Raw genomic sequence first — 13,216 nt, forward strand, 5'->3', positions numbered from 1 at the left:
GACAGAGCAATGAGGCTCAGCGCAACTGGCTGTCCTTGCTGCCGCGGCGGTTGTACCCGGCGAAGGCGGCTTCGTCCCGATCGGCGGCTTCCTGGCAGGCGACGCACAGGCGCACGCCCGGGACGGCCTTGCGGCGCGCCTCGGGAATCGGGTTGTCGCACTCCTCGCAGCGCTCGAGGCTCGGCCCCCTCGCCATGCGGCTACGGGCACGCTTCACCGCGTCTTCGACGGTGGCGTCGATCTGGTCCTGAACGGCCGTGTCGCCGGCCCAACCGGTCGCCATGGGTCACCTCCGGGGGACTCGCACTTTCCCCCTAAGATGGTGGCAAACCCTTGGTTTTAAAGGCGTGACGAGGGCGTTGGTCCGCCCTCGCCGTCCTCCTCAGCCTTTCCTCGGTTCGTCGTAGATCCCGAACTCGGTGACGCCGGGCTGCTTGCCCGTCACCGACAGCCGCACGCGTTTCGCCGTCGTGCGCGGAATTTCATGGAACTGGTAATGCGCCGGCTTCGTTCCCGATACCAGCGTCACCCAGGCACCGTCGCGCTCGACCTCGACCCTGTAGGTGGCGATGCGGCTCGCATCCCCGTAACCCTCGGCATGCAGCGGCTCGACGATGGACAGCGTGTTGAACGACACCGGCGCGTCGAAGCGCACCTCGATCCACGCATCCTCCTTGCCGCGATCCGCGAGCCAGTAGCTGCGGAAATCGTCGTCGAAGGCCTGGTCGGGCCCGACCGCCTCGTCGCTCGCGCTGGCCCAGGCGGGCCGCCCCGCCGCGAGGTCGGGAGTGGTGACGGTCACCGAGCGCGCGATCTTCGGCGCGGGACCGGGGTTCTTCCACAGGCGCCCGATCTCCGCCAGCCGGGCCACGGCGTTGTCGTCGAAGCGGCCGCCGCGGTTGGGCGCGACGTTGAGGATCAGGTTGCAGTGGTTGTCGTTGAACGGCTTCAGCCACTCCTCGACGATGGTCTTCGCCGAGGCGAGCTCGGCCGTCGGGTAGGCCTTCTTCCAGAACCAGTCGCTCTGCAGCGTGGTGCCCGACTGCGACGGCACGGGGCTGTCCGGCGGAATCTTCTGACCCGCATGCTGCTCGTACTGCTTGATGTCCGTGTAGTACAGGGCGGTGCCGGGATAGCTGCCCGCGTTGTGATCGGTGAGCAGGCAATCGGGCTGCAGCGTTTTGACGAGGTCGTAGATCTCGCGGTACGCCAGCTCCGCGTACGAGATGCGCGACCAGGAGGCGTTCCAGCCATCGAGGATCAGCGCCGTCAGCGGTCCGTAGTTCGTGAGCAGCTCGGTGATCTGCGCCTTGATCAGCGCGATCTTCTCCGGCGTGACGGTGCGCGCGCGGATGTCCTGGCGCAGGTCGAGGATCGAGAAGTACAGGCAGACGCCAAGGCCGGCCTTGCGGAACGAATCGACGTAGCGCCGCACGACGTCATGCGGATACGACGACTGCATGACGTTGGCGCTCGACGTCTTCGTCGGCCACAGGCAGAAGCCGTCGTGATGCTTCGTCGTCAGGCACGCATAGCCCATGTTCGCGCTCTTCGCCGCGCGCGCCCATTGGTCGGTGTCCAGGTGCTTCGGATCGAACAGCTTCGGCGAGAGCGTCGGATCGCCCCATTCGCGCTCCTCGAACGTCGCCATGTTCAGATGGATGAACATGCCGAAGCGCATGTCGAGGAAGGCCTGCTGCCGTTCGAGGAGGCGCTGCGGGTCCACGACGGTGTGTGACCCCTCGGAGCGTGAGGCAACCGGGGACGCCATCGCCCGTCCGATCGTCGTCATGCCGCCGCCGAGCGCGCCGGCCACCGCCAGCGCCTTCGCGAAATCGCGTCGATTCAATGGACCGCTCCCTTGGTGTGCGATCCCCGACTGTCGCGGCGGGGGCGTGGCTTGTCAACGCGACGGCATCACATCCCGGAGCATCGCGCCCAGGTGCGCTCCAACCATCGGTTATTCGTCGTCCTGCGGCATGCGGTGCTGCGGGTCGCCCGAGCCCGTCGTGACCGGTTCCTCGGGCCCCGGTGGCTGTCCATGGGTCGGGTCGCCCGAGTTGGTGGTCGGGTCGTCGTACGGCTCGCGCTGGTTCATGGTCGGTCTCCTCCGGTGCGGATACGGATACACCGCGTTGCGTTCAGGGCACGTCATGTCGGGTGACAGGACCAAGGCACGCGGCGTCGCGAAGGCGTAGGCTCGTCGACCATGCGCCCCTCCGATGCCCCGCCCCTCGCAAACTCCTCCGACGTCGTCGCGTGCAGTCCGTCCGCCCAGCGCTGGACGCTGGTGGCGGCCATCGTCGGCTCGGGCATGGCGTTCGTCGACGGCACCATCGTCAACGTCGCCCTTCCCGCCATCCAGCAGGCGCTGGACGCCACGACCGCCGATGCGCAATGGGTGATGGAGGCGTACGCGCTGCTGCTCTCCGCGCTGCTGCTGGTCGGCGGCGTGCTTGGCGATCGTTTCGGCCGACGCCGCGTGTTCGTCCTCGGCACCGCGATCTTCACGTTCGCGTCGCTGTGCTGCGCGCTCTCGCCCGGCATCGATGCGCTGATCGCGGCCCGCGCGCTGCAGGGCCTTGGCGCGGCCCTGCTCGTTCCCGGTAGCCTCGCGCTGATCAGCAGCGCGTACCCGAAGGAGCGCCGCGGTGCCGCGATCGGCACGTGGTCGGCGTTCAGCGGCATCACCGCGGCGGCGGGGCCGGTCCTGGGCGGTTACCTCGTCGAGTACGTGTCCTGGCACTGGGCGTTCCTGATCAACCTGCCGCTCGGCGTGGCGCTGCTCGCCATCTGTTATTGGCGCGTGCCGGAAAGTCGCGGCGGCGAGGTCGCGGGCAGGCTCGACATCGGCGGGGCCCTGCTCGCGACGCTTGGGCTGACGGGCGTGGTCTATGCGCTGATCGAAGCCCCACTGCTCGGCTGGTCCGCGCCGGCCGTGCTGGCGGCCGCGGCGATCGGCATCGCCGGCCTCGTCGCCTTCGTCCTCGTCGAACGGCGTGCCGCGGCGCCGATGCTGCCGCTGTCGTTGTTCCGCCATCGCGACTTCGCCGCCGCGAACGCGCTGACGCTGCTGCTTTACGCGGCGCTCGGCGGCAGCCTGTTCTTCGTTCCGCTGAACCTCATCCAGGTGCAGGGCTACGGTGCCACGGGCGCGGGCGCATCGTTGCTGCCCTTCATCGTCATCATGTTCGCGCTCTCGCGGATCACGGGGCAGCTCGTCGACCGCGTGGGCGCGCGCCTGCCCCTCATCGTCGGTCCGCTCGTCGCCGCGGCGGGTTTCGCGCTGTATGCGCTACCGGGCGTCGGTGGCAGCTACTGGACGACGTTCTTTCCCGCGAGTTGCGTGCTCGGCCTGGGCATGAGCATCGTGGTCGCCCCGCTGACCACGACCGTGATGAACGCGCTTCCGCCCAGCCTCGCGGGCACGGCGTCGGGCGTGAACAACGCGGTGTCGCGCACCGCGGGCCTGCTCGCCATCGCGGTGTTCGGCGTCGTGATGACCCAGGTCTTCGACGTCGCCCTGCAGGCGCGACTCGCCCCTCTCGCGCTACCCGGCGACGTCATGCACGAGATCGCGATGCAGAAGGCGAAGCTCGCCGGCATCGTGGTGGACGATGCCGCGGCGCGCGATGCGATCCACGAGGCGTTCGTGGCGGGCTTCCGTGCGGTGATGCTGCTGTCCGCGGGACTGGCCGTCGTGTCGTCGGTGGTGACGGCACTGCTGCTGGGGCGGGGAACCGCCAGGCCGGGCTGACACGCGCCGGCGCTCGACGGAGCTCGCCTCAGTACTGCAGGCGCAGTCCCGCGACCCAACGCCGGTCGGTGATGCGGCGACCCTGTTCGCTCGCGAGATCCGCAGTGCCTCCAGCCAGATGTTCCCACGCGACGCCGACGTAGGGCGCGAAGCCGCGCCGTATCTCGTAGCGCAAGCGCAGGCCACCTTCGACGTTCGACAGTCCGGACCGGATGCCGCGTCGATCGTCGTCCTTGCCGTACGCGTTGAATTCCAGCTCGGGCTGCAGAATGAGCCGCTGGGTCAGCAGCAGCTCGTATTCCACGCGCAGGCGCGCGGCGGTACGGCCGCCCTCCGCCGCGTACGCGGTCGCCTCCACCTCGAACCAGTAGGGCGCGAGACCCTGGAGGCCGAAGGCGGCCCAGGTGCGCCCTCCTCCCTCGCCGACGTCGCGACGCAGACCGAGCTGTGTGTCCCAGAAGGTTGCGACCGCGTGACTCCAGAAGAGCTCGACGTCGGCGTCGTGGGCGCGGCGATCTTCCCGCTCCCCTTCGCTTCGCAGCCAGAGCTTGTCGGTGTCGTTGCCGTACCAGCCGTCGAGCTCCCACGACTGCCCGTGACCGCCCTGTCCCGAGTAGCTTTCCAGCCGATCGAGCAGCAGCGTTCCGACCGACGCCGTATCGTCCATGTCGTGCATGGCCATGCCGTGCATCGACGACGCGGGTACGCCGTCCGACCAGTCCGGGCTGCGCGCATCCGCCGGCGCGCTTCCGCCCTGCATCGGGCCCATCCGCATCGCGCCCATGTCGTGGCCGCCGTCGTGATTCATCGCCGGGACCATGCCGTGATCCGCACGGGGATCGGACGACGTGGGCGTGGCCGCGGCGTCGGTCGCCGCGGGATGATGCATGGCGCCGTGATCCATGCCTTCCATCGACTGCGCGAACGCCGCCGACGGCACCGCGAGCGCGACCAGCAACGCGAACCGGCGCATCACGAGACCACCACCTCGCGGAACATGCCCGCCTCCATGTGGAAGAGCATGTGGCAGTGGAACGCCCAGCTTCCGGGGTTGTCGGCGGTGACGGCGTACGTCACCTGCTGCGCGGGCTGCACGTTGACCGTGTGCTTGCGTACCTGGAACGCGCCGTCGGGCGATTCGATCTCGCTCCACATGCCGTGGAGATGGATCGGATGGTTCATCATCGTGTCGTTGACGAGGCGCATGCGGAGACGCTCGCCACGACGGAAATGCACGGGCGTGGACGCCGAGTACTTCACACCGTCGAACGACCAGGCGAAGCGCTCCATGTTGCCCGTAAGATGCAGCTCGATCGTGCGACCCGGGGGGCGCGTATCGAGCGGACCGCCGACGGTGCGCAGGTCGGCGTACGCGAGCACGCGATGGATACGCCCGCGCAGGCCCACGCCCGGGTCGTCGAGATTGGTGCGCGGCATGTCGACGCGCATGTCCGTCCCGGCCCCGTATTCGGTGCGCGCATGGTTCGCCATCACCATGGGGCCATCGTCGTGCCCGGCGTCGTCGGCCATCGAACCCATCATGTCGCGCATCGACAGCCGCGGACGCGGGTCGAGCGCGGGTACGGCGGCCGACATGCCGGCGCGCGGTGCCAGCGTCGCACGGGCGTAGCCCGAGCGGTCGATCGACTGGGCGAAGACGGTGTAGGCGCGATCCTCGCCCGGCTCCACCAGCACGTCGTAGGTTTCGCCTGCCGACATGCGCAGCTCGTCGACGTCCACCGGCTCGACATCCTGCCCGTCCGCCGCGACCACGCGGAGACGCAGGCCGGGAATGCGCAGGTCGAAGATCGAATTCGACGAGCCGTTGATCAGGCGGAGGCGCACACGTTCGCCCGGAGCGAACCGCCCGCTCCAGTTTCCCGAGGGCGTCACGCCATTGACCAGATAGGTGTACGTGGCGGCCGAAATATCGGCGAGATCGGTCGGGTTCATGCGCATGCGGTTCCACATGCGCCGCATCGCGAGCGCGTCCCCGAAGCCCTTCGCGCGTGCGTCGCGCAGGAAATCCGGCAACGTCGGCTGTCCATAGTTGTATGTGTCGCTGCGTGTGCGCAGCCGCGCGTAGATGCGCTCCGGGTCTTCGTCGCTCCAGTCGCTGAACAGCAGCACGTGTTCACGGTCGGCCGGATAGCGCTCCCCGTCGCGCGGCTCGACGACGATCGCGCCGTACAGTCCGCTCTGTTCCTGGAACCGGCTGTGCGCGTGGTACCAATACGTGCCCGACTGCCGCAGGGTGAATCGGTAGGTGTATTCGCCGCGCGCGGGAATGCCCGGGAAGCTCAGACCCGGTACGCCATCCTGATCGGCGGGCACGATGAGGCCGTGCCAGTGGATCGACGACGTCGTATCGAGCGTGTTGCGCACCCGGATCGTCGCGACGTCGCCTTCGCGGAATCGCAGCGTCGGCCCCGGCACGCTACCACCGACCGTGACGGCCTGACGGCTACGGCCCGTGAAATCGACCGTGGCCTGGCCGATACGCAGATCGACGTCCGGACCGCGAAGTTCCCCGGCCGATGGCATGGATGCCATGGCGAAATCCGCGCGGATTCCCGCGCCCGCGGCGATACCCGCGACGGCGAGACCCTGGACGAAACGTCGGCGGGAGCCACGGATGCGTGAGTCGTCGGAGGCGGACATGCGGCGGTCGCTGCAAGGAGACAAGCGGCGACGTTAGCCGGGATATCCCACCTCCGACAACTCTGGAGCAGGCTCCACGTGCTTCGCCGGACTCAACGATACGCGACGTTGACGGTGACACTCGCGTTGGCGATTCCGGGCGTGATCGCCTCACCGGTGCTCCGGTAGCGGGCCCGGAATCCGTAAGCGCGTCCTTCGTCGGTCGTCGGGAGCGCCATCGGCGCGGCATTGGGTAGTGCCTGTTCATCCGGCTGAACGCTACGCAATTCCACGGCGACGCCGCCCGCGGCGCCCGCGCCCTTGTTGTCGAGACGGAACAGCGATGGTGCGGATTCGTCGGCCGCGCCGGCGAACGTCAGCAACATCTCCGTGGCGCCGGTGCATCCCGTCGTCACCAACGACTGGTTCGCCCATGCGCTGTATCCCTGGGACAGGAGCATGCTGCCGTCGATCTGGCCGAGGTCGAAGCGAACCTGCTTCGCGGCGAAGGCGCACGTGGGCTTCTCTGGCACGATCTGCGTGTTGACGAGGTCCGCCCATATCTGCCGATGACCATCGAATCCCGCCTGCGCGACGGTACCGGTCGTCAGGTCGCCGGACCCGACCTTCTCCGCGGTCTTCACCAGCTGCGCGCGGAAGTGCCCCCTGATGACCTGCGCACTGAAGTTCCAGCCGTACTGGAAATCGTCCGGCACGGGATTGTTGTTGTCCCCGAACCCGTAATGGAAAAGGCGGATGCCGATACCAGGAATGTTCGTCTCGTAGGTCTTGTTTCCGATCGCGCTCGGCTTGCTGAAGATGCCGAGGGCCGCGGTGCGCCGTGGACTGGAGCACTTGCCGCTACCGCCTGTCCAGGCGACGGTGGTGGTCTCGGCGAGCACCTTTCCCACCGGGGCGTCGCGAGGCACCTTCACCGTGCCGAACGAGAGGTGTTGCGCACTGCCTTGCGACGCGTAGCTGGTGCAGCCTGCGTACGCCGCGGGGGAAAGCACGGCGAGGAAGAGCAGGGACGAGGATAGTCCGACGAGACGGATCGACATGTTGCGGTACCTTTGTGCGGGGGTGGGGATGGTTCCGGGGCGACCAGGCCGTCGCGGGCCGGAGGAGCCATGGTCCGCAGGCGCGACCACGCGTTCCATACGATCTTTCGCAAAAGCGGATGACGCGCCGTCGGTGTTTTCGACAGCGCGTTCACGCGCCACGGCGAACCATCAGGCATGACCCTTCAGGACTACCGACGCAAGCGCGACTTCCGCAAGACGCGCGAGCCGGCGCCCGAGGATTCCGCGGGCACCGGCGGGCGCTCGATCTTCGTCGTGCAGTTGCATCACGCGTCCCGGCGTCACTTCGATTTCCGCCTCCAGGTGGGCGACGTGCTGCGTAGCTGGGCGGTACCGAAGGGGCCGAGCTACGATCCCAAGGTGAAGCGACTCGCCGTCGAGGTCGAGGATCATCCGGTCTCTTACGCGACCTTCGAAGGCGATATCGATGAAGGTTACGGCAAGGGCCACGTCGACCTCTTCGACAAAGGCGTCTGGGCCACTCGCGGCGATGCGGAGGCGCAGATCGCCAAGGGTCATCTCGCGTTCGAGCTGTTCGGCGAGCGGTTGAAAGGCAGCTGGCATCTCGTGCGCAGCGGCAGGAAGGAGCGCCAGCCCGCCTGGTTCCTCATCAAGGTGGACGACGAATACGCGGGCGATGTCGAGGCCGATGACCTGATGGACGCGAAGATGCGAGAAAGCACGCGCCGCGCCGCGAGGACACCGGCGCTGCGCGCGGCGGCGAAGGCCTCCACCGCGCGCAGGAAGGCACCGCCGAAGGGCCGGAAGGTGAGCGTCGCGACGCTTGCGAAGCAGGCGGCCGCGCTGGAGGGCGCGCGCAAGGCGAAGCCCGATGCCGCGTTCTTCGCCCCACAGCTGGCGAAGCTGCGCGAGTCGCCGCCGCAGGGCGACGCGTGGCTGCACGAGGTGAAGTGGGACGGGTATCGCATCCTCACGGGCGTGGCCAAGGGCAAAGCGTCCCTGTGGTCCCGCAACGCGCTGCCGTGGAACGAACGCCTTCCGGAGATCGTGCAGGCGGTCGAGCGCCTCGGTTTCGACAGCCTGCGACTCGACGGCGAACTCATCGCGCTCGACGCGCAAGGCCGGAGCGATTTCAACGCGCTGCAGAAGACGCTGTCCGGCGAAGCCAACGCACCGCTCGTGTACATGCTTTTCGACGTGCCCTATCTCGAAGGCTACGATCTCACGCGCGCGCCGCTCGTCGAACGCAAGGCGCTGCTCGAACGGATCCTCGCGCACGCCCCCGCCCATCTCTCCTACAGCGCCCACACCGTCGGCCATGGCGACGACGTGTTCGCCATGGCGATGGAACAGAAGCTCGAAGGGATCATCTCGAAACGGGCGGACGGCCCGTACCACCCCGGACGCGGTGACGACTGGCAGAAGATCAAGCGCCTCGAGAGCGACGAGTTCGCCGTCGTCGGCTACACGCCGGCGAAAGGGTCGCGGCTCGCGTTCGGGTCGCTGCTGCTCGCGCGCCCCGATGCGGACGGTGGCTGGACCTATGTGGGGCGCGTGGGCACGGGATTCACCGACGAGATGCTGCGCGACCTGGGCAAGACCCTCGCGAAGGGCGGCTCGAAGAAGCCCACCGTGCGCATCGACGCGATCGATCCCACGCTGCGCGGTGCCCTGTGGGTGCCGCCGACCGCGGTCGCGGAGGTCTACTACCGCGGCATCGGCAACAAGAACCTGCTGCGCCAGCCGAGCCTGAAGACGCTGCGCGTCGACAAGACACCGAAGGACCTCCGCGATTCCGACCGAGCGACGCCAGCGGCGAAGTCCGCGCGCAAGAGCCGCCCCGAGCCCGCCGTCACGGCGCCGGCCGGACGCGCGGAGGACGTCGTGATCACGCATCCCGATCGCGTCGTGTTCCCCGACGACGGCATCACGAAGCAACAGGTCGTGGACTACTACCGCGCCGTGATGCCATGGATCCTGCCGCCGATCGCGGACCGGCCCACGTCGACGATCCGCTGCCCGGGCGGCATCGGTTCGCCGTGTTTCTTCCAGAAGCACGTGATGGCCGGACTCGACCACGTCGGCACCGCGAAGCTCAAGGAAGAGACCGGCGCGCAGGCGGTGTACCTGTACCCGCGGAACGAGGCCGGCCTCATCGAGCTCGTGCAGTTCGGCGCCGTGGAATTCCACCCCTGGGGCTCGCACGTCGCCTCGCCGGACATCGCCGACCGCGTCGTGTTCGATCTCGATCCCGGCGACGACGTGGCCTGGCCGCGCGTCGTCGCGGCCGCTCGGCTCGTGCGCGGCCTGCTCGACCAGCTGGGCCTCGTCTCCTTCGTGCGGACGACGGGTGGCAAGGGCCTGCACGTGGTCGTGCCATTGAACCCGGGCGCCGGATGGGACGCGGTCAAGACCTTCGCGCGCGGCTTCGCGGAAGCCATGGCGGCCATGCATCCGCTGGAATTCGTGTCCACGGCGACGAAGCGTTTCCGCAACGGCAGGATCTATGTGGACTATCTGCGCAACGGGCGCGGTGCCACGGCGGTCGCTTCCTATTCGTTGCGCGGAAGGCCAGGCGCACCGGTGGCCGTGCCCCTGCGCTGGGACGAACTGGGCAAGGTGAAATCCGGCAACGCCTTCGACATCCACAGTGTGCCGAAGCGGCTGGCGCGTCTCAGGAACGATCCGTGGGAAGGCATCGACACGGTGGTTCAGGACCTGGCATCCGTGGCGGACAAGCTCGGGGACTGACGCCCCGTCGGTGCGGGGCGTCGAGGGCGGCTCATGTAGACTCCGTGCATCTTCCCCATCCCGTTACCCATGTTCGCCTCGCTTCCGACCTTCCTGCGCGTCCCCCTCGCCTGCCTGCTGCTCATCGTCAGCACCGTGCTGCACGTGCTGCCGCTGTTCGCCCTGACCCTGCTGCGCCTGCTGGTGCCTGTGCAGGCGGTGCGCCGGTCGATCGGCGCCATGCTGGTGGGCATCGCGGAGAGCTGGCTCGGCTTCAACGGCTGGCTGTTCGGCGCGTTCACGAGAACCCGCTGGATCGTCGAAGGCGACGAGGGACTTTCGTATCGTGAGAATTATCTGGTGGTGTGCAACCACCAGAGCTGGGTCGACATCCCCGCGCTGCAGCGGGTGTTCAACCGCCGCATTCCGTTCATGCGCTTCTTCCTCAAGAGCGAGCTGATCTGGGTGCCGCTGCTCGGACCCGCGTGGTGGGCGCTCGATTTCCCCTTCATGAAGCGTCACTCGCGCCAGCAGCTCGAGGCACGGCCGGAACTCCGCGGCAAGGATCGCGACGCCACGCGGCGCGCATGCGAGAAGTTCCGCCACCTGCCCGTCTCGGTGATGAACTTCACCGAGGGCACGCGATTCACGCGCGCCAAGCACGACGCGCAGCAATCGCCCTACGCGCACCTGCTCAAGCCGAAAGCCGGCGGCGTCGCCTTCGTGATCGACGCGATGGGCGATGCGATCCGGCAGATCCTCGACGTGACCATCGTGTATCCGGATGGCCCCGCCACGATGATGGACATGATCGCGGGCCGTATCCGCGAGGTGCGCATGCACATCCGTCGCCTGCCGATTCCCGCCGCCATGCGCGGCGATTACGAGAACGACGCGGCGTTCCGCGAGCGCTTCCAGCTGTGGATCAACGCACTGTGGGCGGAGAAGGATGCGCGCATCGGGGCGATGCTCGGCGCCTAGCCACCCACCACCGGCAGGCGGGCGCCGATCGTATCGGCCATCCCGCCGCAGCGGGCACGGCGCCGGTGACCCGGGTTACTTCCCGGCTTCCTGGGCCAGCTTCTCGTCGAGTCGCTTGCGCCCGGCGTCCGCGTATTCCCCGCACGTCTTGCCTTCGCCCTGCTCCGGATGCGGCGTGACGAGGATGTCGCACGGCAACGCGGCGACGCGATCGAACGTCTTGCGGTACGCGGCGACGAACGCCGGGTGGTCGCTGTAGCGATACCCGTCGGCCGAGAACGCGAACAGGCTGTCGACGTAGGCGATGGTCTTGCACGCGCCGTTCTCGCACGACCGCCACGTCCAGGCGGTGCCACCGGCCGTGTGGCCCGGCGTGATGTGCGCGGTGAGCGCGAGCGGGCCCACGCGCACCACGGTACCGTCGGCGACATCGCCTTTCGCATCCACCTTCGCGAACAGCGGCGCCTCGCCATGCTGCGGATCGCTCGGATCGTCGCCACCGAGGCGAAGCTCCTTCGCACCGGCGGCGGTGGCGCGCACGACCGCGCCGCTGTCCTTCGCCAGCGTCGCGATGCCGCCGGCATGATCGAAATGGGCGTGGGAATTGAGGATCACCTTGATGTCCTCCACGCGGAAGCCGAGCTTGCGGATGTTCGCCTCGATCGTGGCCGCGTTGGCCTCCATCGGCGCGTCGATGAGCACATGCCCCTGCGGCGAGGTCACCAGGATCGCGGAGAGGCCCTTCATGCCCACGAAGTACGTGTTGCCGTAGATGGCATGCGGAGCGACCGGTTGCGTCCACAGCGGGTTGGTGTCCGCGGCGGCGGGCAGGGCGATAAGGGTGGCGAGGGCGAGCAGGGTGCGGCGCATGCGGATCTCCTTGGCATTGGCGTCGGGAGCATAGGACGCCGCGTGGGACGCGGTTGTGGCGACGCCATGGCGCGAACGGGTTCTTGCGGCGAGTTCCGATGCGCGCGTCGGCGCCGATTCAGCGCTTGTGCCTGCGCCGCGCGCGCCAGAACAGGAATCCGGTCACCAGAAGGAACATCGGCAACAGCCCGGTGATGCAGGCCACGACACGCCACGTCAGGCCGCCGATCGCCGCCGAGTGGATCGGGAAGAGCGCGTTGGCGAGACGTCCACCGGGACCGAGCTTCGTCGCGTCGTCGCCACCGATCACCGTCGCGGTGGCCGGATCGAGCCACAACGAGCTGCGTCCCGCGGGATTCCATTCGCCCGGTCGCCGGATGCGCAGCACCACCGTGCCGTTGTCCTTCGCGGGAAGCGTCACCCGCGTGAGCCGGGCGTCTGGCGCCGCCGCCTGCGCGGCGGCGAGCACCGCGGGCCAGTCGATCGGCGCGGCACTAGGCGCGATCTTCGGCGGTCGCGCGGGCGGGCGTTCGCCGAAGGCCGACGCCAGGCCGCTCCGCACCGCGCCCCGGTACGCCATCGTGGTGCCGGTGCCGATCATCACGATGAGCAGGGGCAGGGCGACGACGCCGACGAACCGGTGCAGGCTCGCCCAGCGCAGGATGGGCGGGTTCGTGTGCGGCTTGAGGTGCCGCAGCGCGCGTTGGCGCCCCGGCCAGTAGAGCCACACGCCCGAGAACAGCATGAAGAGCCCGGTGCAGGCGACGACGCCAAGCACCGTTTCGCCCACTTCGCCGGACAGCAGGTGGGTATGCCAGTCGAGCAGGGTCAGCAGCCCGTCGCCCGACTTCGTCCGCCGCAGCAGACGCTCGCCGGTCGTCGCATCGAAGTACACGCGGTTGCCGCCGCGTTCGTTGCCTTCCCACACCGGCAGTTCCGCGTCGGGCAGCGAGAGCCCCCGCAACGCCTTGCCGTCGTCCGAGGCGAGGATCGCCCGCAGCGAACGCCCCTGCGTCGCCAGGTCGGGTAGCGGTCGCGATGCCAGTTCCGGGTGGCCGGCCGCGAACAGAGGCTGTTCGAACAGCAGCACGCTGCCGGACAGCGTCACCAGCGCCAGCACGAGGCCGAGGCTCAGGCCCAGCCAGAGATGCAGGGTCTTGAGCGTGCTGCGAAACCTGCGCGGGTGCGGGCTCAT

General features: G+C 68.5%; 11 protein-coding genes. 3 read left to right on the forward strand and 8 right to left on the reverse strand.

Going from position 1 to position 13,216, the window contains the following annotated elements:
• Positions 1-16: 16 nt before the first annotated feature.
• The 3 genes from BMW54_RS18050 to BMW54_RS18880 form a co-directional block, all read right to left on the reverse strand.
• A complete protein-coding gene (locus BMW54_RS18050; RefSeq protein ID WP_090058944.1) occupies positions 17-283 on the reverse strand; it encodes a DksA/TraR family C4-type zinc finger protein in 267 nt (88 codons plus the stop codon).
• 99 nt (positions 284-382) lie between these two features.
• Entirely contained in the window at positions 383-1,849 is a 1,467-nt protein-coding gene (locus BMW54_RS18055; protein ID WP_217642679.1) for an alpha-L-fucosidase, read from the reverse strand.
• 111 nt (positions 1,850-1,960) lie between these two features.
• A complete protein-coding gene (locus BMW54_RS18880) occupies positions 1,961-2,098 on the reverse strand; it encodes a hypothetical protein (protein WP_175472925.1) in 138 nt (45 codons plus the stop codon).
• A 111-nt stretch (positions 2,099-2,209) separates the two neighbouring features.
• Between BMW54_RS18880 and BMW54_RS18060 the strand changes: the two genes are divergently transcribed.
• The gene (locus BMW54_RS18060; protein WP_090058948.1) at positions 2,210-3,757 is read left to right on the forward strand and encodes an MFS transporter; all 1,548 of its coding nucleotides are present in this window, start codon (positions 2,210-2,212) and stop codon (positions 3,755-3,757) included.
• A 28-nt stretch (positions 3,758-3,785) separates the two neighbouring features.
• Here the strand turns inward: BMW54_RS18060 and BMW54_RS18065 are convergent, their stop codons facing one another.
• The 3 genes from BMW54_RS18065 to BMW54_RS18075 form a co-directional block, all read right to left on the reverse strand.
• Positions 3,786-4,730: a copper resistance protein B gene (locus BMW54_RS18065; protein WP_090058950.1), complete on the reverse strand. Its 945-nt coding sequence runs from the start codon at positions 4,728-4,730 to the stop codon at positions 3,786-3,788.
• Positions 4,730-6,418: a copper resistance system multicopper oxidase gene (locus BMW54_RS18070; RefSeq protein WP_090058952.1), complete on the reverse strand. Its 1,689-nt coding sequence runs from the start codon at positions 6,416-6,418 to the stop codon at positions 4,730-4,732. The genes BMW54_RS18065 and BMW54_RS18070 overlap by 1 nt, the downstream gene beginning before the upstream one ends.
• A gap of 92 nt (positions 6,419-6,510) precedes the next feature.
• Positions 6,511-7,458, reverse strand: coding sequence for a fimbrial protein (locus tag BMW54_RS18075; protein ID WP_175472926.1), 948 nt, complete (start codon positions 7,456-7,458; stop codon positions 6,511-6,513).
• Positions 7,459-7,635: 177 nt separating this feature from the next.
• Between BMW54_RS18075 and ligD the strand changes: the two genes are divergently transcribed.
• The gene (gene ligD / locus BMW54_RS18080; protein ID WP_090058957.1) at positions 7,636-10,191 is read left to right on the forward strand and encodes a DNA ligase D; all 2,556 of its coding nucleotides are present in this window, start codon (positions 7,636-7,638) and stop codon (positions 10,189-10,191) included.
• Positions 10,192-10,260: 69 nt separating this feature from the next.
• The gene (locus BMW54_RS18085) at positions 10,261-11,151 is read left to right on the forward strand and encodes an acyltransferase (RefSeq protein WP_090058958.1); all 891 of its coding nucleotides are present in this window, start codon (positions 10,261-10,263) and stop codon (positions 11,149-11,151) included.
• Between the two features lie 75 nt (positions 11,152-11,226).
• On the opposite strand, the gene bla is transcribed toward BMW54_RS18085, so the two are convergent.
• Both bla and BMW54_RS18095 read right to left on the reverse strand, forming a co-directional pair.
• The gene (gene bla, locus BMW54_RS18090) at positions 11,227-12,021 is read right to left on the reverse strand and encodes a subclass B3 metallo-beta-lactamase (RefSeq protein ID WP_090058960.1); all 795 of its coding nucleotides are present in this window, start codon (positions 12,019-12,021) and stop codon (positions 11,227-11,229) included.
• A 118-nt stretch (positions 12,022-12,139) separates the two neighbouring features.
• Positions 12,140-13,216, reverse strand: coding sequence for a PepSY-associated TM helix domain-containing protein (locus BMW54_RS18095; RefSeq protein ID WP_090058963.1), 1,077 nt, complete (start codon positions 13,214-13,216; stop codon positions 12,140-12,142).

It is taken from the genome of Luteibacter sp. 329MFSha, from assembly GCF_900111665.1.
Lineage (GTDB): Bacteria > Pseudomonadota > Gammaproteobacteria > Xanthomonadales > Rhodanobacteraceae > Luteibacter.